This is a genomic window from Myxococcus sp. RHSTA-1-4, assembly GCF_020037125.1.
Lineage (GTDB): Bacteria > Myxococcota > Myxococcia > Myxococcales > Myxococcaceae > Myxococcus.
Map to the genome: position 1 here is coordinate 88716 of NZ_JAIQDG010000026.1, position 19272 is coordinate 107987.

Genomic DNA, 19272 nt, shown 5'->3' on the forward strand with positions numbered 1-19272 from the left:
GTGTCCTCAGACGCCCTTCGGGGCCTTGCCCCGCGCCGCCAGCTCACGCTCCACGTACAGCCGCAGGATGTGCATGAAGTCCTGCGCGTTCGTCACCACGCCGAAGGCCTGGTGCGTGCCGCGGTCCTTCAGCTTGCTCACCACGAACTCGGACGAGTCCACGCAGATGGTGGGCAGCTCGCGCAGGCTGCCGTCCTTCTCCGTGACGAACGACGGCAGCATGTTGCCGGTGGCGATGGAGTGCAGCGCGGTGGCAATCATCACCACCATGGAGGCCTTCACCGCGTGACGGCGCATGGCGTCCTGCGCGGACAGGTTGTCGGTGATGACGTCCGGCAGCGGCCCGTCGTCGCGGATGGAGCCCGTCAGCACGAAGGGCACCTTGTGCACCACACACGCGTGCATGATGCCATTGGTAATCACCCCCGCCTCCACCGCCTTCGAGATGGAGCCCGCCGCGCGCACCTTGTTGATGGCGCGCATGTGCAGGCCGTGGCCGCCCGAGGTGGCCTCACCCGAGCCGCTCATCCCCAGCGTGGTGTTGAAGATGGACGCCTCGATGTCGTGCACCGCCACCGCGTTGCCCGCCAGCAGCGCTCCCACGAAGCCGTTGGCGATGAACCACGTCATGTCCACGCGCGCCCGCGAGTGCACCAGCGCCGGCCCCGTCACCCACACCGGGTAGCCGCCCCGCTCGCGCTCATCCACCAGCAGCCGCGCCATGTGCGCGTAGTCGATGGGCTTCTCGCGCGACACCTCGCTCGTCATGAACTTGAACTCACCCTCCCCGCCCTCGGAGAGCCAGGCCAGGTTCACGTACACGCCCTCGCTGCCGTCCTCGGCGTGGCCCACCACCACGCGCTCGCCCGCGCGCACGCGCCGGCCCTCGCGCGCCCACAGCTCGCCCTGCGCGTCCAGCACCAGCGCGCAGTCCATGCGGGGCTCGCGGGGCATGCGCCAGACGCCGTCCACGCGCACGTAGGTGGGGAGGTTGGTGGTGGAGAAGAAGCCCTCCGGCAGGACGCCGTCCGCGGGAGCAGGCTGGAAGCGCGCGTCCGGGCACTGGGCGAACCGCGCGGCCTTGAAGTCGGGGTGTGGAATGAGGGTGCTCACGCTGGCACCATGCGCGGCCCACCCGTCCGGTTCAAGCCTCTTGGCGCCGGCACTGGCTTCTCCCGTCTTGCAGCGGCCATGTCGCGGCTCCGGGCTCGGTGACGCGCCCCGGCATGTGGGCCCGCGCTCAGCGTGCCCTGACACTCGCGGAGAAGGCCGCCAGCTCGCTCCGCAGCAGCGCCGCGTAGCGGTCCGCCGCCCGGCGCAGGCGCGCGGCCTCGTCCGGCGCGCGGGTGTCATAGGACGCCGCCGCCAGCGCATGGTGGCCGAGCTGGAAGGCGAGGTACGCGTGCCGGTGGAAGCGCAGCACGCCGGGCGATGGCACATGGCCCTTGTGGCACTCCACCGCCGTGCACAGCGCGCCCAGTGCGTCCGCGTCCAGCGACAGCTCCACCGCCGCTCCCGCCAGGTCCCACGCCAGGTCCTGACACCCCACCAGGTCATGCCCCCGGTGGTGGTCCACTCCGTCCGCCTTCAGCACACGCCCCCCTGGCAGCACCAGCCATTCCCACGCGTGCATCCGGTTGTCCGTCACCGTCCGGCGGATTTCGCGCGCCAGTCCGTCCAGCCGTGGCTCCCATGCCTCCAGCGCGGATGCCACCTCGCGCCCCAGCGCGGCTTCCGTGTTGTAGCGCGCCATCTCCCACAACTCGCGCGGTGATGCCCCGCACTCGTCACCCACCGGGCCGAAGTGGTGGGAGCGGAAGCCGAGATACGCCCCCACGCGCTCCACCAGCGCCTGGCGCTCCACGCCGCTCGAGGCCATGCTCAGCGGCCGTGCCTCCTCCAGCCAGGGCTGCACCAGGAAGCCGTGCCGCAGCCCCGCCACCGGCACGCCGAAGCCCGCCTCCGCCAGCGCGCGCGCATGGAGGCATGCGCGTGCACCATGAGCCCCCAGCCCCGCGAACTTCAGCAGCCAGCGCCGTCCGCCCGCTCGCGACACGTACTTGCGCCGCTCCTGCCACAGGTGCACCGGCGGCCACTCCGCTTCCGGCAGCAGCAACCGCCGCCAGCCTCCGCCCCCCACGTCCTCCAGCGGAGCCTCCGCCTGTCCGGTGAGGTCCTCCACCCAGCGGGCCAGCGCGTGCGACGGCTCGGCCAGACGCAGCAGCAGCGGCTCGAAGTCCACCACGCACTTGCCGGCTCGGGCCCAGCGCTCGCGGTGCCGTGCCTGTGCCTGGGGCCCCAGGTCCCCCGCGTGACTCGGGAAGAAGGTCACCGACTCCGGCGCCGCACCATGTGACTCCAGGAAGTCCGCCACCGCGCCGAACGAGGAGCCCGACAGGCCCGGCCCCTCGTCCACCACCGCGAAGCGCCAGCCCGCGCGCGCCTCCTCCGCCAGCCGCGCGGCCCGCTCCGGTGACAGCGACAGCGTGCGCTCGAAGGGGTGCCCTCCCGGGCGGACGGTGCACAGCACCTCCGTGCCCAACCCCGCGGCCACCACGCCCGCCAGCCCCGTGCCGATGCCGCGGATGCCGATGACGCGCCAGGGACGTCCGTCCGCCGGCACCGCCCTCGCCGCTTCCAGATACGCCTCCGGGTAGAGCGCGTAGAAGGCATAACCCTCCGGCACCTTGCACCGCACGGGCTCGCGCGGCGCCAGCCCTTCGAGCACCTCCAGCAGCGGCCCCAGCGTCTCCAGGTCCGCGCGGAAGCCGTCCGACCAGGATGCGGCCACCGCGTGTCCCAGCGCCAGCAGCGCGGCCTCGCACGCACGAGCCAGCGGCGTGTCCCCGTCACCGCCGCGCCGCTGATGCTCGGCGTCCAGCACGCCCTGCGCCCACTCGCCCACGCGGATGAGCAGCGACACCAGCGCGGCGTGACGGGACAGGCCCGGCGGCAGCGCCCGCACCTCCGCCCTCGTGGTGACGAGCGCCCGCGCCTCCGCCACGGCGTCCACCTCTCGCGGGTGGTCTCCGTACACCAACATGACGCTCCGGAATCAGTCGTGGTTGTCGGCGCCGGCGGGCGGCGGATTGCGCAGGTGGCTGTAGGCGAGGTCGGCCAACTCGTTGAAGGTGGGCATGCTCCACGTCAGCCCGTGCCGCGCACGCCAGGCCTCCGTCCAGTCCATGAAGGTCCGGAGCTGCTCCGGGCTGGGCGACACCTGCCAGCGCTGCCGCTTGGCCAGTGCCAGCGCCTCCAGCGGCGGGTGCCCCAGCGCCACCATGCAGCACAGCGCCAGCAGCGCGCTGCGCCCCACCCCGTGCTCACAGTGGATGTAGACCTTGTGGCCGTGGCCAATCTGCTCCGTCACCCACGCGACACCGTCGTCAATCATGTCGCGGCGGATGGCGCGCATGTCCTCCGTGGGCAGGTGCAGCAGGGTGATGCCGTGCTCGCGCAGCACGTGCTCGTCGTCGCGCTCCTCCACGCGAACGTCCACCACGTAGCGGATGCCGAGCTTCCGGGCGAGGTGCTCCGCCGCCTCGATGGGGAAGCGGCCTCCCACCGCCAGCGAGGGCAGCACCCAGTCCAGGTTGAGCCTGCGGAATGACTCGCTCATACGCCGCAGGGTAGGGACTCCGGCCCCCTCCCGGGAGGGGCCTCCGGTTCCCCGGCTGCTTCCGGACACGGCGGGTGGCCCCCCCCACTGTCCGGAATCCCTGCCCAAAGGCCCCGAAACTCCCGAGGGAGGGACTCCACACTGAGGCTGCTCCCCTTGGCTGTAGGTAAAAAACGCAGAGGGTGCGCAACTTCAATTCACAGGCTTCGAGAATGGTTGCAGGTCCCACCCGTGACGCCCCCGCGTCCCCTGCCTCCTCGGAGCCCCCCATGAGCTACCGCATCAAGTCCGGTGACACGCTGTCCGGCATCGCCAAGCGGTACGGCACCACCGTCGGCGCGCTGATGAAGGCCAACCCGCAGATCAAGAACGCGAACCTCATCTACGCCGGCAAGTCGCTGAGCATCCCGGGCGCCACCGACGGGTTCGACCCGCCGAAGGGCACGAAGCCCTCCTCCGGCTCGCGTCCGCAGGGCACGAGCGGCACCACCGGAACGAACGGCGGCAACGCCCCCACCGGCAGCGCCTTCGACATCGCGAAGTCGCACCTGGGCAAGAACGCGGGCTCGCTCAAGCTGGAGAAGAGCGGCGTGGGCAAGAACATGGAGGACTGGGTCCCCAACAACGTCAACTGCGCCAACTTCGTCTCCGCGTGCCTGGAGCAGGCGGGGCTCATCACCGACAAGCAGCACGACAACAGCGTGATGGGCCTGATGAAGAAGCTGGACAACGACCCGGACTTCAAGCGCGTGTCCCTGAAGGACGCGAAGCCCGGTGACGTGGTGTCCATGAAGACGCCGGGCGGCCAGCACGTGGTGATGTTCGCGGGCTGGAAGGACGGCAAGCCCCAGTTCATCGGCTCCAACAACGTCAACGCGGATGGCTCGCAGCGCGTCACCATCCGCTCGATGAACTACCCCATCATGGCCATCCACCAGCACCGCGGCTGAGCTTTCCGCGCGCAGGTTATGGAGTCCCCGCGGGGCTCCGGGTCCGTCCTTCCGGGCGGGCGCGGGGCCCCGTCGGCGTTCCGGGCGCGGCTACGGCTTCGGCGCGAGCGCCAGCGCGGCCTGGAGGATGGGGCTGCGGGTCGCGGACTTCCGCCACGCGGCGTGGATGGTGCCGGTGGGAGTGCCAGGCAGGGGACGAGCCACCACGCCCGCCTCGCGGGGGCCTCCGGGCAGCAGCGAGGCCAGCAGCGAATAGCCCAGCCCCGCCGCCACGAAGCCGAGGATGGTCTCCGACGAGTCCGCCGCGTGCAGCCGCTTCGGCTTCACGCCCACGCGCGCCAATTCCGCGAGCTGCAATTCCCGCAGGTGCCGGTCCGTGCTGTAGGCGATGAAGGCGTCGTCGCGCAGCTCCGCCAGCCGCACCTGCCGGCTCTTCGCCTGGGGATGGTGCGAGGGCAGCACGAGGAACGGGTACGTCCGCCCCACCTCGCGCGCCTCCACATCGTCCGGCACCTCCGGCAGGTGGTCCACCACCAGGTCCGTGTCACCGGAGCGCAGCACGTCCAGCGCGGGCACCTTGGACTCGAAGAGGGCCACCTCGATGTCCGGCCGCTTCGCCTGGAGCCGTCGCAGCCATGCCGGCAGCAGGTGGCGCAGCACGTGGCCGGAGGCGTGGACTCGCAGCGTGCCGCCCACCTCGCCCTTGCGCAGCGACTGCACCACGGCGTCCAGCCCTTCGAGGAAGGGCGCCACGTGCGCGTACAGCGCGCGGCCCTCCGGCGTGAGCACCACGCGGTCCTTGCCCACGCGCTCGAAGAGGGGCACGCCCACTTCGTCCTCCAGCCGTTTCACCTGCTGGTGCACCCCCGGCTGCGTTATCGGATAGGGGAATGAGCGCGCCGCGCGTGCGTACCCTTCCGCGCGCGCCACCCGGTAGAAGCCCTCGAGCCGCTGGAGCTGAATCATTCACTCCAGGTTATCAATCCGCGCTGGATTCGTTCCATGCGCTTTACGAGCGGAAGGTGCATGGTTCTCCCATCAGCGAGCACGGCTCGCTCCGAGGAGGAAGCACGCATGTCCCGCGCCACGCCGAAGGTCGTCGTCCCCCACAGCTCCGCCTGGGTCGCCCAGACCTGGCTGTCCTTCGTCCTGTCCGTCGGAGTGACGGCGGTGGGCATCTGGAACCTGCCGGTGGACATCTGGGTGAAGTCCTTCCTGGGCATGGGGCTGCTCTTCACGGTGGGCTCCACCTTCAGCCTGTCCAAGACGGTTCGCGACCAGCACGAGATGGAGCAGCTCGGCACGCGCATCGACGAGGCCCGCGTGGCCCGGCTCCTCTCCGAGCACGACCCGGTGGCGCCGCCGAAGCTGTGAGGCCGGACCTGACGCTCAGGGCGCGCCGCGGCCGGTGTGCAGACAGATGAGTGCCTCGTCCAGCAGCGGCAACGCCGCCTCCGTCCACCCCTTCAGCCGCGCACGCGGCGGGAGCGGCACGATGGGCGGAATCAGGCCCGACAGGGCGGCGTCCTCGATGAGCTGCGCCTGTTGCTCCGGGTTGAGCTCCGCCCAGCGCAGGTGGCGGCTCACCGCCTTGCGCCAGTCGTAGCCGTCCCCCCACCACTGCGCGGCGAGCGCGGCGCCGAGGTACGCGGTGCCGCCGTGCTGGTGCTGCCACACGTGCGTCAGCTCGTGCACCAGCAGCCCGAACTCCACCGTGTCCCGCCCCGGCACGAAGAGGGTGTTGCCGTGCGCGAAGGCCCGCCCCGTCAGCCCCAGCAACCCCAACCGCCCCGCCTTCACCCGCACCCGCCCGTAGTCGAGGCTCTCCCCGAAGATGGCGTGAAGCCGCGTCACCTCCTCATCCGTGAGGCGGCGGCCCGGCACCTCCACCCCGGCCAGCACCTGCACCGCGCTGAGCACGCGCCCGGCCAGCATCAGCACCGTGTCCGACGGGAGCTGCACCACGCGCGTCAGCCCACGTCCCAGCCGGGACAGCCCCTCGCGCGGACGGCCACGGACACACTGCGACGCGCCTCCGGCGAGCGACGCCAGCACCACACCCACGCTCCGCGCCACGCCCAGCGATGCGCTCGCCACTCCCGTCAGCAGGCCATGGCCCGCATCCACCAACCGGTCCGGAAGCGAGGGCACGCGGCTCACCGCGAGGACCTCAGGCGCCGCCCATGGCGGCGCGTGAGCCGTTCACCCCCAGCACCGTCTCCACGAGCGCGCGGAGCGCACCGGGATGCCACGGACGCGCCAGCGCGAAGTGGGTGAGGCAGGAAGCGCTGTAGGACGCCGCCAGCTCCGGACGGAAGTGCGCCGACACGAGGATGCGCGGCCCCGTGAAGCCCCGCTCCACCAGCCGGACGAGGAAGGCCGGCACGGCGGAGCGCTCGGAGGTGTCCAGGTCGATGACGAGCGCGTCCGGAAGCGTGCCGGCATCCAGCCGCCGATCCGCCGACGCGGTGCCCAGCGCATGCGCCAGCTCGAAGCCCGACGCCAGCTCCCGGCCAATGGCCAGCCTCAGCAGCGGCGCTTCCGACACCAGCATGACGCGAGGCGCCCCGGAAGGCGGTGCGCCATGGCGCACCCGGCCAGGCGCCTCACCCGAAGCCAGCGGCAGACGCAGTGCGCCAACCTCCGTCAGGCCGTGGACGGGGAGGGACTCCAGACGACTCGAACAAGGGGCGAGGGCGCGGGACACACCCACAGAGTAACCAGCGATAGCGGAAATATCAAACTTTGCTTCAATTCGTGCGCAAACGGCCGAGGAGACCCCGCTCCCCCGAGGTCGGCCACACCGATGGTACCTCCGTCCATTGAAAACCCGTTCAGCGAGTCAAAATTGACCACTGACCGCCTGGACTGGAGCGTAATGGACCCACCCTGCCCTTCACACCTCCATGGCACCGGGAGGCAGGGCGCGAAGGCTCACTCGAACTCGAGCGCGCGCTGGAAGTCGGCCGGGTTGGTGGCCGCGCTCTGCGCCGTCTCCAGGGTGATGATGCCCTCGCGGTAGAGCTGGGTCAGGTGCTGGTCGAAGGACTGCATGCCGAACATGTCGCGGCCCTTCTCGATGACGTCCTTCAGCTCGTTGGCGCGGTCCTCGCGGATGTACTGCTCCACGGACTTCGTCTGGACCATGATTTCCAGCGCGACGGTGCGGCCCTTGCCGGTGGCGCGGGGCAGGAGCCGCTGGGAGATGGTGGCCTTGAGGCAGTCCGCCAGGCGCATGCGCACCATGGCCTGCTCCTCGGCGGGGAACACCGAAATCAGCCGGTTGATGGTGCGGGACGCGTCCGTCGTGTGCACCGTGGACAGCACCAGGTGGCCCGTCTCGGACGCCTTGAGCGCGATGTCGATGGTCTCCGTGTCGCGCATCTCGCCCACCAGAATCACGTCCGGGTCCTGCCGCAGCGCCGAGCGCAGCGCGCGGGCGAAGCTCTCCGTGTCCGGGCCAATCTCCCGCTGGGAGATGGAGGACTTGATGTTCTTGTAGACGAACTCGATGGGGTCCTCGATGGTGAGGATGTGCAGGCTCTCGTTGCGGTTGATGTGGTCAATCATCGCCGCGAGCGTGGAGCTCTTGCCGGAGCCCGTGGCGCCCGTCACCAGCACCAGCCCGCGGTCGTTGCTCGCAATCTTCTTGAGGACCTGCGGCAGCCCCAGCGTGTCGATGTTGGGAATCTCGTCGGGGATGATGCGCAGGATGCACGCCAGTGAGCCCCGCTGCCGGTAGATGTTCACCCGGAAGCGCGCCACGCCCTGCACGCTGTAGGACGTGTCGTACTCCTGCAAGGAGTCAATCTGCGCCTTCATCAACTGGTCGCTGATGATGTGCATGGCCACCTGCTTCGTGTGGTCCGCATGCAGCTTCTCCATCTTCAGGGGCCGCAGCACCCCGTTGACGCGGTAGATGGGCGGGTCTCCCGGCCGGAAGTGGATGTCCGAGGCGCCATTCTGCACGCCCACCGAGAGCAGCTTGTTCAACGTCGTCTGGTCCACCGGGTGAAGCCCTCTCATCGGCTACAGAGGTCGCGGATTCTAGGTGAAAGCTCCGGAAGGGCCAGGGGCATGGAGAGGGCCCGGGCAGGCGTCGGGTCGCCGCGCCCGGCTGCTGGTTGGAACGGAGTTGCGTTTGAGCACCCGGTGACCGGAAGGCCACCGGGTGCCCGTCACCCCGCCATGACGAGCGTCAGCTCCGCGATTTCGGGCGCGGGCCCCAGGCGCAGCGGCGGGCCCCAGTAGCCGGTGCCCCGGTGGGTGTAGACGCGCACCCCGGCGATGGTGGCCAGCCCGCGCACCACCGGCTGCTGCAGCTTCACGAAGAACATGAAGGGGAACACCTGCCCGCCGTGCGTGTGCCCGGAGAGCTGGAGGTCCACCTCCACGCCCGCCCTGGCCACGTGGAGCGCCGTGCGGGGCTGGTGCGCCAGCAGCAGGCGCGGCACGCCCCGGGGTGCCCCGGCGAGCGCCACGTCCGGACGGCTCGCGTGCGCGGGGTGGATGTGCCCCGCGTCGTGGTCCGTCACCCCCGCCACGGTGAGCCGGGCGCCGTCGCGCTCCACCACGCGGTGCTCGTTCTGCAGGACGGTGAGCCCCAGCCGCGCCACCTCCGCCGCCCAGGCGGGGCCCCCGTGGTAGTACTCGTGGTTGCCCGTCACGTAGAAGACGCCGAGCGAGGCGCGCAACTCCGCCAGCGGCGTCACCTCGTCACGCAGCGCCTCCACGTGGCCGTCCACCAGGTCGCCCGTCACCGCCACCACGTCCGGCTGGAGCGCGTTCACCTGCGCCACCACACGCCGCAGCCAGTGCCTGTCCAGCGTGGGGCCCACGTGGATGTCTGAAATCTGCACCACCTTCAGCCCGTGCAGCCCCGGCTCCAGCCCGGCCATGGGCACCGTCAGCCGCTCCACCCGCGCCCGGCCACGCGCGGTGACGAACGCGTACACCACCGCCGGCAGCGCCAGGCCCACCACCGCCAGCGCCTTGCCCCGCGCCAGCACGAGCGCGTCCTCCACCACACCCGTCCACTTCAGCACCAGGCCCACGAGGTCCGCCGCCACCACCGCGCTGAGGAAGATGCCGAAGGCCCCCAGCCACACGAAGGCCGTCCACTGGAGCGCCCGCGTCCACACCGTGGGCTCGCGCCGGGACACCGCCATGCCCAGCGGAAGCGACACGAAGAGGAGCGCCACCAGCAGCGGGCCCACCACGGGCCAGGGCGCGGGCAGCTCCGGACTGATGAACAGCCGCACGGCGATGTACGCGTGCAGCCCGCCGAAGACGGCGAGGATGCCGCCCAGCGACATCAGCCACCGCAGCAGCAATCCCAGGGCCACGCGTGGCCTCGACCTGCGCTCCTCCATGCCTTGGGACGGCTCCGCCACGGACACAGGACCTCCATCAGGGACTCACAGCCGCGAAGACGCGGAAGATAACGGCCGGTTCCGTCACCCGCCCGGCAACCCGCCTGTCTGCCCGTCAACCCAGTACGGAACCGGCAGGTCCGCCCCATCTCGCGGGTTGAGCCATGCGACGGGACGGTTATGGTGCGCCGTCCTTTTACGACGGAGCGTGTCCATGGCGCAGATGCACGAGGTGGACTTCCACATCTACGGCGAAGACCTGCAGTTCGTCGAGGTGGAGCTGGACCCGAACGAGGCGGCGGTGGCCGAGGCCGGCACCCTCATGTACATGGAGGACGGCATCGAGATGGAGACCATCTTCGGTGACGGCTCGGAGAAGAAGAGCGGCTTCCTCGGCTCGCTGCTCGGCGCGGGCAAGCGGCTCTTGACGGGCGAGTCCCTCTTCACCACCGTGTTCCTCAACCGGGGCGGCGGCAAGCGCAAGGTGGCCTTCGCCGCGCCCTACCCCGGCAAAATCATCCCGGTGGACCTGGCGAAGCTCGGCGGCGAGCTGATTGCGCAGAAGGACAGCTTCCTCGCGGCGGCCAAGGGTGTGTCGCTGGGCATCGCCTTCCAGAAGAAGCTGGGCACCGGCCTGTTCGGCGGCGAGGGCTTCATCATGCAGCGGCTCCAGGGTGACGGCCTCGCCTTCATCCACGCGGGCGGCACGCTGCACGAGCGCACGCTGGGCCCCGGCGAGACGCTGCGCGTGGACACCGGCTGCATCGTCGCCTTCCAGCCCACCGTGGACTACGACATCCAGATGGTGAGCGGCATCAAGACCGCCTTCTTCGGCGGCGAGGGCCTCTTCTTCGCCACCCTGCGAGGGCCGGGCAAGGTGTGGCTCCAGTCGCTCCCGTTCAGCCGGCTCGCGGGCCGCATCCTCTCCGCCGCGCGTCCCGGCGGCTCGCGCGACGAAGGCAGCGTCCTGGGCGGCGTCGGCCTGGGCGCCCTGCTCGGCGGCGACGAGTAGCGCGTCCCGCGCCAGGGGCCGGCGCCTGCCGACAGATGAGGGAGCCGGTCCGCGCCGCGACGCCGCGGCGTGTACACATGCGGAGGAGCCCGCATCATGGGGCGAGCCCAGCCGTCTACCTCCTCCGCCTCCTCACCGCGGCCGCGAGTCCGGCGAGCAGGGCCCAGGCCCCCGCCACGTTCGCGGGAGACGCGCCGCACCCGCAGCCCACGTCGAGCGCCGCGGGGCCGCGCACCTCGAAGCCGGTGGCCTCGGAGCGGGGCCCCGCCGTCCCCGTGGCGCTGACGAGCGCGTACGCCGTGACGCTGTGGGCTCCCACCGCCAGCGCCTGCGCGGAGGGCACCGGATGCCGGAAGGCGCCCGTCCCGTCAGCGGTCACCCGGGCCACCTCCGCGCCATCCACCTCGATGGACACGGAGGCCCCGGGCGCGGCGACGCCGGCGAACAGCGGCGTGGAGTCCACGACCTCGCCCTCGGCGGGCACCACCAGCACCGGAACCTCGAAAGTCCCCCCGTCCGCGCCCGGGGTGCCCGAGTCCGGCCCACCCGTGCCCGCATCCCGCGTTCCGGCGTCCCCGTCCACCGACTCGAAGCGGGTGGTCGGCGAATACGGCCCGGTGGCGCCCGCCTCGTTGTGCGCGTGGAGGACGACGAAGTGCGGGCCCGGCGGCAGAGGGTTGTCGGCGGATACCTGGTAGCGGAAGCGGCCGAACGCATCCACGGGGACGGTGATTTCCGCCCCGTTGTCCACCTCGATGCCCACCGTCACGCCGTGGGGTGCCACGCCCGCGAACAGCGGCGTGGGGCCGACGACGTCGCCCTCCGCGGGCACCACGAGGATGGGCGGCTCCACCACGCCACCATCCGCCACCGTGACGACCACGTTGAACGCCACCTCCGCGGAACGCAGGCTGTAGGCGCCCAGGGAATCCGCCACGACCGCCACCCGGTGCTCGCCCGCGGGCAGGGGCTCGCGCAGCGCGGGGTAGTTCGCGGTGAACACGCCGTCCGCGGCGGAGGAGACCTGGATGACCTCCACGCCATCCACGTACACGATGACGCGCAGGCCCGGGTCCGTCACTCCCTCGAAGCGGGGGCGGGATGGCACGCCCACCGCACCCGCCGCCGGAGTGGTGACCACGGGTGTCGTCGGCCGGCGGTAGGCGACCATGAGCTCCTTGCCGATGCCCACCCCACCATCCGCCGCGCCGTAGGTGGAGCCGTCGAACGCCGTCTGCCCAGCGGGCCCACCCGCCACGATGGCCGGGCAGTTCAACGCCGTGCCCTGCACGAGCGTGTAGCCGCCCCCGCCTCCGCCGCCCGGGCCCAGCGGGACGCTCGCCTCGCTCACGCGGCCACCACCGCCACCAGTCGCCATCACGGCGCCGCAGCTGGCCTGCCCGGCCACGCGCAGGATGACGGCGCCACCCGCGCCTCCGCCCCCCGCGCCGTCGTGCCCCGACGTGACGGCGGCCCCCTGGCCATTGGCCATGTAGACGCCCGTGCCGCTCAGCACTCCCGCGCGGATGAGTACCACGCCACCGCCCGCCCCACCGCTGGAGCCTGCGTCGTCGTTCCCCTCGCCGGCGCCACCGCCACCGCCGAAGAGGAACTGGTCCAGGAGGGAGTAGCTCATGAATGCGCCCCCGAGCCCGCCCTCGTCCCTGGGGGGGGAGCTCCCGGTGCGACCGCCGAGCCCTCCCACGCCTCCGTGTCCGCCCCCGCCGCCTCCCGAGTTGCTGCAGTTGCCGCCACCGCCACCGTTGACCAGGTTGCCGCGCCCGGAGGCCGTGCCGAAACGGCTCACCACCACGCCCTCGCCCTTGAAGGAGCCTCCCTGCTCGGGCGTCAGGTCCAGCCCGGTGCAGAGCTGGAGGCTGGCGTGGTTGGCGAAGACGCCCCCTCGGAAGCCCGCGCCGTCCGCGGAGATGAGGCCCCCGTTCGTCACCGTGCCCGTGGCGAGGAAGGCGAGGATGCCGCCACTGCGGCCATCCCACGGCGGCGCCACGAGCGAGCCGGTGGGGGCGACGTCGACGTTGGTGAACTCGGGCACGAGGACGGCCTGCGCGCCCGGCACGGTGTAGCTGTTCACCAGGGGCGCGGTGAGGCGCACCTCGGGCGGCTCGGCGCTCACCGACTCCACGCGGGCCAGCTCCCAGCGCCCCACCGCTCCCGGGGCGACGGAGGTCGTGCCGCCGGACGGCGTGGTGGCCGGAACGCCGATGCTCTGGTGGATGAGCACCAACGCACCGACGACCTGATTGGTGGTGCTCTGCAGCTGCAGCACGGTGCTCCCGGCCGGAGCGCTGGCCACCAGCGGTCCGTGCGGGTTGATGACCCGGCCCAGCGTCGACACGGTGAGGGCACCGTCGCGGCCCGTCCCCTGTCCGAAGGAGTCCAGCTCCGCCAGCGCGGGGGCCGCCGTGAGGAGTACGAGCACGAAGAGGGGGACGAAGCGCATGGGGCCCCATGGTGCCCCAGAACTCCGGCGCGTGGGAGGCCGGGGGCGCCGGAGCGGACCGGCCCGGGCCGTCAGGGGAGCTGGCCCACCTCCAGTTCGCAGGTGGGCGCGCCCTGGTGCATGCACCGGCGCTCCCGCGCCACCACGTCCTGGCCCAGGTGCCGCGCCAGCCCGCGGATGGTGCCAAGACCCAGGCCACACAGCTTCCCGGGCGAGCAGCAGGACACCCGCACCAGGTCCCGCTGGACGCGCTGGCAGACCCGCCCCGCCAGTGGACGCGAAACCGTCCACCGCGCCTGCCCCCACCCTCCAGGGGGATTGCCCCGGAGCGGAGGGCGTCCGCTGAACATCACCTGCCGCCGGAAGGCGTGAGCGCGCGGACGTTGCGGGGGGCGAAGAAGGGCTGGCGCAGCAGGCGCGGCAGGGTGCGCTTGTCCACGCACCAGAGCTGGAGCGCGTCCTCCCACTCGCCGAGCTCGGCCACCGCGCGCACGTCGGGCGCGTCGCGGTAGAGGCTGTTGAGGTTGTGGACGAGCGCGGAGAGGTCCTCCACCTCCCAGCGCTCGGAGACGTCGCCGGCCAGCACGTGCAGCTCCAGCACGGGGCGCTCACGCACGTCCACCACCTTGAAGCGGCGGGCCGGGCCGCCCATGGCGGTGGTGAGGGGGCCCACCAGCTCGTCGGGGCGCACGCCGTACCCCACGGAGAGGCCTCCCTCCAGCAGCCCCGCGTCGCACAGGCGCAGCAGTGACACGTGCGGGGGCTCACCACGACGCACCACCTCGGCGGCGGCGTCGCGGTCCTTGAGGAGTCGCTCCTGGGTGAGGGTGTCGAGCAGGGAGGCCATGCGGCCGGAAGCTTAAGCCCGGACGGGCCGACGCGGGGACGTGGGCCTCATGCGCCTGTCAACTCAACTCCGCTGCGGCTCGACTCAGCCCTGGAAAGAAGCGAGCCCTATCGCCACGTTCACGAAGAGAATGCCGCTTCCATCTTCCGGGACTTCGCGGGAGCCGCGACATGGAAGTGCAACCGCCCCTCCGCATCTTCGGTGAGCCACTGGTTCCGACGTGCCAACTCCAGCAACTCCGTCACGTCGAAGTCGGAGGGCAGGTCCGCGAGGAACCGAACTCGCACTTCCGCGACTGCCCGCAACAAGTCGCGCACCTCGATGAAGGAGCGGCCATTCAGTGGCTCGAAGAAGCGATATGCGTCGAACACGAGCAATCTCCCGAGGTCGCGAACAAATCAACGGTAGTGCCTCTCATCCGTCGCGTCTAGCGGCGCTGGAGGGATTCCGTACACTGGCTGGCGCTGCGGCTTCTCGCTGCCGAAAGACCTGTAGCACAGCGGTCAGGAACTTTACTCGCGGAGGAACTCGTCCAGCACACCCTCCGCATCAAGGCCGCGGGAGTTCGCGAGCACGAACGCGTGCAGGTGTGGCTCTTCCTTCCAGGCTTCACGCAGGCCACGAATGATGGACGAGAGGCTTGCGGCCGGCTGCAGCCCTCGCTCCGTCCGGATGAGGACGAGGCTGTCGTCATCGGGGTGGATACCATCAGGTCGAGTCTCACGCTTGAAGGTCTTGAACGGGGTGAACTTGTGGCGCAGGACCAGCACGCCACGCTCGGCAAGCCTGTTCATGGTGGCGCTGACCCGCTCCTTCGCATTCGGGTCATCCAGCAACTGATTGAGCCGCGCGACCTTGTCGCGTGCGACGTTGCCCTTCCTTTTCCACAGACTCCGCAGAGTGGCCGAGCGATTGAGTACCAACTCGAGGCAGGCGACCAGCAGGGGCTCGCTCGCTGACGGGCGAAGCTCCCGTAGCGCCTGCCACCAGAAGGCATCATCAAAGGTAGCGAACCGGTTGAGCGCGGTACGGACCTTGGCATCGTCCTTGACCCGGACGGCGAAGATTTCACCAATGGCCTCTACCAGTGCCAGGCCCGCTGGCTCCTTGAAGACGCGCAGGGAGGCGTAACGAAAGGCGGCACCCGCCTGTGCGTTCTTGTGATGGCGCACCATCGCCAGATTGCTCCGGCTTCGGGAGAGGAAGAACGTTTCGAGTGCGCTCAGGCCCGCCTCACGTACCGCCGTCATGAACCCCATGGCGGGGTCTTTGACGAGCACGAGGTTGCCGACCAGCCTCTCCAGGTCGTAGGCCGCGAACTCGAAGCCCAGTGCCCTCCCATCTCGCAGCAGATAGTCGCCCCTGTCCGCGTCCACCTCCCCATCAACGAGTGAATGGAGCCAGTGAAGCACGTTGGCCTTGGGCACCGCCTTCTGCTCATACGGAGGCTGCAGGTCGAGGATATCGTAGGCGAGCTGGTACACCGCGCGGACGCCCGTGGAGGTTTCCGTCTCGACGAGGTTGTCCATCACGAGCTTCGCGAGTTGGTGGCCTATGGCCTCGTGTGCGGGAAGACCACTCTCCAGCAGGGCCTGGAGTCCGTTGGGAAGCGCGGAACCGGGCGCCGCCTGCTTGCGCGCATTCTGCGCGTGGGTGTCCAGCGCGAACTCCAGGTCATGACTGAAGGGCAGGTGGCCGAGGTCGTGAAACAAGGCAGCCAGCCGGAGCCCCGCTTCCGCGAACGCAAGCAGACGGCGGCGGCGGCGCTCTTCCTCGGGGGAATGGTGGCCCGGAAAGGTCGCACGGGACGCAAGGAGCCCGCCCTCGCCCGAGGCAGGCGACAGGAGCGCATCCATGTCAGCGTGCTTCAGCGGCCGGAAGGCCCCAAGGCTCTCGACCTCGTCGAAGAATGCATCCGCGACCACGGGCTCCGCGTTCTCGAGGCTGGCAACGAGGAAGCGTGAAGCCAGGTGCATCGCCCCCAGGCTGTGCACGAACCGAGAGGTCCTGGCCTCGGGAAAAACCAGGTGCGCGAGACCTGTCTGGAGAACGTGGCGCAGCCTCTGCGTGATGGGATGGTCCACGATGACGCGCTCGTGGGACGCGATGCGGACGTAACCGTGAATGGGGTCGCGAATCACGAACGACTTTGCTGCGCCAGACATCAGGTGTCCCCCTCGTTGCGGGCAGCAGAGGTTAGAACACCCTGGGTAGGACACAACAGCCCCAACCTCCAGCTTCCAGCAACCCGGAGCCGGAACGGGAATCCACGCCACTCCGCGGACTACCGCTCCTCGCCACTCCAGTAGTCCACCTCGGCGGACAGGGGCAGCGTGGTGAACAGGGTGCGCGCGGCCTTGTCGCCGCCCGGCGCGGAGCCCGCGGAGATGACCACCTTCCGCGAGTCCGGGTACACCATGACGTCGGGCTCCACCATGGTGGAGAAGGCGAGGTAGCGCAGGGGCTCGGTGCCATCGTTGAGGAGCTGGTGCGCACCCTCGGGGCCAATGGGCAGCGCCACGTAGTCACCGGCCTTCACCGCGAGGGTGTCCTCGCCCAGGCGCAGCCGGCCGGTGCCGGAGAGGATGTAGTAGGCCTCCTCGTTGGCCAGGTGGTAGTGGCGCGGCCAGGCGTGCTTGCCGGGAGGCAGCTCCATCAGGCTGCACCCCAGCTTGCGGCCCTTCGCGGCGGCGCCGAGCTGCTTGCGGCGGTACGCCACCTTCGGGCCCTGCGTGACTTCGCTCCAGGGGACGTCCGGCTCGTGGATGACGTGGGGGTGGGAGGACATGGCGTGTGCTCCTTCCTGTGTGACGGGGTTCAAGGCCGCGCCGCCAGGAGGGCGAAGACGCGGTGGGGGATGGCGAGCGGGTCGTGTGGGAAGCGCTCGGCGAGCACGGCCGCGAGCGCGGTGTCGAAGCGGGACACGGTGTCCGGCGGAAGGGAGGCGCCCACCTTCGCGTTGGCGCGGACGCGGCCCCTCCACGCCTCGTGGGTGTAGGGCGTGGGCACGTCGAAGGTGAAGGACTCCAGACCGGTGAAGCCCGCCTCCGCGGTGTCGCGGAACCACTGCGGGTACAGGCCGGTGCCGTGGCTGAAGACGTCGGGCGCCGACGGGCCGGGGTTGAAGGCCTGGATGAGGGACTCGGTGGCCTCCACCACGTTGCCGGGCAGGGCCATCCAGTCGAAGTGGGCGATGACGAGCCGCCCACCGGGAGCGAGCAACCGCGCGGCCTCGCGAGCGGCGGCGGGCCGGTCGAACCAGTGCCAGCACTGTCCGGCGACGACGAGGTCGAACGCGCCCGAGGGCAGGCCGGTGTGCTCGGCGGGAGCCTGGTGGAAGTCGATGCTCAGTCCGGCCTCGGTGGCGAGCCGCCGCGCGGCCTCCAGCATGGGGGCGGACACGTCGAGCGCGTGCACTGTGCAGCCGTGCCGCGCGAGCCCCCGGGCCACGGTGCCGGTACCCGTGCCCAGGTCCACCGCGCGCACGCCGGGCCGGAGGAGTCCCTCCCGGGCGAGCCGCTCGAAGAAGGCATCCGGGAAGCCGGCGCGGTGCTTCGCGTAGTCAGAAGACGTGCGTCCGAAGTCCACCTGCATGACGGGCTCCTTCATATCGACATGGCATCGAGTCGAGTCGACAATGTGCCTCGGGGAGGCGCGTGAGACATGAGTAGGCGCAAGGGCGGTCGCTCTCAATCTCGATTCGACCATCAACGTGAGGAGGAGCTGGTGCCGGCGGCGGAGGCCGCGGCGCTGCTGGGGGTGAAGCGGGCGACGCTCTACACGTACGTGAGCCGGGGGCTCGTGCGCTGCGTGCCCGAGCCGGGGACGAAGGAGAACCGCTATGTGCGCTCGGACCTGGAGCGGTTGAAGGCCCGGCATGACGCGCGGGCGGGACATGCGGCGGTGGCCTCGGGGGCGCTGCGGTGGGGCGAGCCGGTCATCGACTCCTCGGTGTCACGGGTGGGCGCGGAGGGGCTGGCGTACCGGGGGCAGCCGGCGGTGGCGCTCGCGGTGGAGGGGCGCGGCTTCGAGGACGTGGCGGAGCTGCTGTGGACGGGGACGCTTCCGCCGGAGGCGGTGCTGTGGCCGGCGCCGGAGCCGTCCTTCCCTCCCTCGGAGCTGGCGCGGCTGCTGCCACGGGGGACGCCTCCGGTGGCGGCGCTGTCGGCGCTGGTGACGCTGCTGGGCGCGAGGGACCCGGTGCGCTTCGCGGCGCCTCCCGAGAGCGAGAAGGCACGAGCGCGGCGGTTGCTGCGGCACCTGGCGGCCTGGGTGTGCGTGGCCCAGGCGCCGGGGCGGGTGGTGCGGGCGCTGAAGGAGGACACGGTGGCGGCGTCGCTGGCGTGCGCGTGGGGCACGGGGGTGAAGCGGGCGCCGGCGCTGCTGAACCGGGCGCTGGTGCTGTGCGCGGACCACGAGCTGAACGTGTCCACCTTCGCGGCGCGGGTGACGGCGTCCTCGGGGGCGGACCTCTACGCGTGTGTGAGCGCTGCGCTGGCGGCGCTGTCCGGGCCGAAGCACGGCGGGTCCTGTGACAGGGTGGAGGCGCTGCTGGCGGAGGTGGGCCGGCCGGAGCGCGCGACGGAGGTGGTGTACGAGCGCCTGCGGCGGGGCGAGTCGGTGCCCGGCTTCGGCCACCCACTGTACCCCGACGGAGACCCGAGGACGCCCCCGCTGGTGGAGGCGGCACAGTCGGTGCGGCCGGAGGCAATGGGCGTCCGTGTCGCGCGCTCGGTGCTGGAGGTGATGCGGAAGGCGGGGCACCCGCCGCCGTCGGTGGACTTCGGGCTGGTCATGCTCGCGGAGGCACTGGGGCTGCCACCGGGCGCGGGGGCCACGCTGTTCGCCGTGGGCCGCGCGGCGGGCTGGGTGGCGCACGTGCTGGAGCAGCGCGAGCAGGGCCACCTCCTGCGCCCGCGTGCCCGCTATGTGGAGCCCGCCCTGCCCTCTTCCCCCGGAAGAGTCGTGCCCTGAAAACACCCGGGCCCCACCCAGGTGGCGAGTGCCACCC

At 71.1% G+C, this 19272-nt stretch carries 19 protein-coding genes; 4 read left to right on the top strand and 15 right to left on the bottom strand.

Features of this window, described 5'->3' with window-relative positions; translation table 11 throughout:
- Positions 1-6: 6 nt before the first annotated feature.
- The 3 genes from K8638_RS30340 to K8638_RS30350 all read right to left on the bottom strand — a co-directional run bounded on the left by K8638_RS30340 (position 7) and on the right by K8638_RS30350 (position 3619).
- Positions 7-1113, bottom strand: coding sequence for a hypothetical protein (locus tag K8638_RS30340; RefSeq protein ID WP_223758167.1), 1107 nt, complete (start codon positions 1111-1113; stop codon positions 7-9).
- Between the two features lie 127 nt (positions 1114-1240).
- Positions 1241-3043 carry a hypothetical protein gene (locus K8638_RS30345; protein ID WP_223758168.1) on the bottom strand — a complete coding sequence of 601 codons (1803 nt, stop codon included), beginning with the start codon at positions 3041-3043 and terminating at the stop codon, positions 1241-1243.
- Positions 3044-3055: 12 nt separating this feature from the next.
- Positions 3056-3619, bottom strand: a complete 564-nt coding sequence (locus tag K8638_RS30350) for a dual specificity protein phosphatase family protein (RefSeq protein WP_223758169.1) — start codon at positions 3617-3619, stop codon at positions 3056-3058.
- 269 nt (positions 3620-3888) lie between these two features.
- Here K8638_RS30350 and K8638_RS30355 point away from each other — a divergent pair, with 269 nt between their 5' ends.
- Complete coding sequence (locus tag K8638_RS30355; protein ID WP_223758170.1) at positions 3889-4569, top strand: LysM peptidoglycan-binding domain-containing protein; 681 nt, start codon at positions 3889-3891, stop codon at positions 4567-4569.
- 90 nt (positions 4570-4659) lie between these two features.
- Here the strand turns inward: K8638_RS30355 and K8638_RS30360 are convergent, their stop codons facing one another.
- Positions 4660-5535, bottom strand: coding sequence for a LysR family transcriptional regulator (locus tag K8638_RS30360; protein ID WP_223758171.1), 876 nt, complete (start codon positions 5533-5535; stop codon positions 4660-4662).
- A gap of 108 nt (positions 5536-5643) precedes the next feature.
- Here K8638_RS30360 and K8638_RS30365 point away from each other — a divergent pair, with 108 nt between their 5' ends.
- Positions 5644-5943: a YiaA/YiaB family inner membrane protein gene (locus K8638_RS30365; RefSeq protein WP_223758172.1), complete on the top strand. Its 300-nt coding sequence runs from the start codon at positions 5644-5646 to the stop codon at positions 5941-5943.
- 15 nt (positions 5944-5958) lie between these two features.
- On the opposite strand, the gene K8638_RS30370 is transcribed toward K8638_RS30365, so the two are convergent.
- The 4 genes from K8638_RS30370 to K8638_RS30385 all read right to left on the bottom strand — a co-directional run bounded on the left by K8638_RS30370 (position 5959) and on the right by K8638_RS30385 (position 9941).
- Entirely contained in the window at positions 5959-6729 is a 771-nt protein-coding gene (locus K8638_RS30370) for a DUF4157 domain-containing protein (RefSeq protein ID WP_223758173.1), read from the bottom strand.
- A gap of 10 nt (positions 6730-6739) precedes the next feature.
- Positions 6740-7123, bottom strand: a complete 384-nt coding sequence (locus K8638_RS30375) for a hypothetical protein (RefSeq protein WP_223758174.1) — start codon at positions 7121-7123, stop codon at positions 6740-6742.
- A 380-nt stretch (positions 7124-7503) separates the two neighbouring features.
- Positions 7504-8577, bottom strand: coding sequence for a type IV pilus twitching motility protein PilT (locus K8638_RS30380; RefSeq protein WP_223758175.1), 1074 nt, complete (start codon positions 8575-8577; stop codon positions 7504-7506).
- Between the two features lie 170 nt (positions 8578-8747).
- Complete coding sequence (locus K8638_RS30385) at positions 8748-9941, bottom strand: metallophosphoesterase (RefSeq protein ID WP_225937722.1); 1194 nt, start codon at positions 9939-9941, stop codon at positions 8748-8750.
- Positions 9942-10155: 214 nt separating this feature from the next.
- On the opposite strand from K8638_RS30385, the gene K8638_RS30390 reads away from it, so the two are divergent.
- The gene (locus tag K8638_RS30390) at positions 10156-10953 is read left to right on the top strand and encodes a TIGR00266 family protein (RefSeq protein WP_223758177.1); all 798 of its coding nucleotides are present in this window, start codon (positions 10156-10158) and stop codon (positions 10951-10953) included.
- 115 nt (positions 10954-11068) lie between these two features.
- On the opposite strand, the gene K8638_RS30395 is transcribed toward K8638_RS30390, so the two are convergent.
- The 7 genes from K8638_RS30395 to K8638_RS30425 form a co-directional block, all read right to left on the bottom strand.
- Positions 11069-13414 (bottom strand): MYXO-CTERM sorting domain-containing protein, encoded by a 2346-nt coding sequence (locus K8638_RS30395; protein WP_223758178.1) that lies wholly within the window; start codon positions 13412-13414, stop codon positions 11069-11071.
- 71 nt (positions 13415-13485) lie between these two features.
- Positions 13486-13764: a hypothetical protein gene (locus K8638_RS30400; RefSeq protein ID WP_223758179.1), complete on the bottom strand. Its 279-nt coding sequence runs from the start codon at positions 13762-13764 to the stop codon at positions 13486-13488.
- Positions 13764-14261, bottom strand: coding sequence for a hypothetical protein (locus tag K8638_RS30405; protein WP_223758180.1), 498 nt, complete (start codon positions 14259-14261; stop codon positions 13764-13766). Before K8638_RS30405 ends, K8638_RS30400 begins: the two co-directional genes overlap by 1 nt.
- A gap of 119 nt (positions 14262-14380) precedes the next feature.
- Positions 14381-14632, bottom strand: coding sequence for a hypothetical protein (locus K8638_RS30410; protein ID WP_223758181.1), 252 nt, complete (start codon positions 14630-14632; stop codon positions 14381-14383).
- A gap of 141 nt (positions 14633-14773) precedes the next feature.
- Positions 14774-16402, bottom strand: coding sequence for a hypothetical protein (locus K8638_RS30415; protein ID WP_223758182.1), 1629 nt, complete (start codon positions 16400-16402; stop codon positions 14774-14776).
- Positions 16403-16545: 143 nt separating this feature from the next.
- Positions 16546-17049, bottom strand: coding sequence for a cupin domain-containing protein (locus K8638_RS30420; RefSeq protein ID WP_223758183.1), 504 nt, complete (start codon positions 17047-17049; stop codon positions 16546-16548).
- A gap of 29 nt (positions 17050-17078) precedes the next feature.
- A complete protein-coding gene (locus K8638_RS30425; protein ID WP_223758184.1) occupies positions 17079-17870 on the bottom strand; it encodes a class I SAM-dependent methyltransferase in 792 nt (263 codons plus the stop codon).
- 54 nt (positions 17871-17924) lie between these two features.
- Here K8638_RS30425 and K8638_RS30430 point away from each other — a divergent pair, with 54 nt between their 5' ends.
- Positions 17925-19235: a citrate/2-methylcitrate synthase gene (locus K8638_RS30430; RefSeq protein WP_223758185.1), complete on the top strand. Its 1311-nt coding sequence runs from the start codon at positions 17925-17927 to the stop codon at positions 19233-19235.
- Positions 19236-19272 lie beyond the last annotated feature (37 nt).